Here is a 254-nt window from a genome sequence, read left to right on the forward strand (position 1 = left end):
ATGTTCCCGCAGATGGGCCCGTCGATCGGCTTTCTCGCCGCCAACGGCCTGTTCCTCTGCCTGGCGATGCTGCTCAGCGAAGACCAGTTCCGCGCCTGGGGCTGGCGCGTTCCGTTCATCCTCAGCGCCGTGCTGGTGATCGTCGGCCTGTACGTGCGCCTGAAGCTGGTGGAAACACCGGTTTTCGCCAAGGCCATGGCGCGTCACGAGCGCTCCAGCCTGCCAATCGCCGAACTCTTCGCCAAGCACTGGCG

1 protein-coding gene is annotated in these 254 nt (G+C 65.4%); it reads left to right on the forward strand.

The annotated features are described in order from the left end of the window. Positions 1-254, forward strand: a 254-nt coding sequence (locus J5M67_RS29050; RefSeq protein WP_207888746.1) for an MFS transporter, incomplete at both ends; no start/stop codon positions are given.

The organism is Pseudomonas sp. 30_B, assembly GCF_017491605.1.
In the GTDB taxonomy this organism is placed as follows: domain Bacteria; phylum Pseudomonadota; class Gammaproteobacteria; order Pseudomonadales; family Pseudomonadaceae; genus Pseudomonas.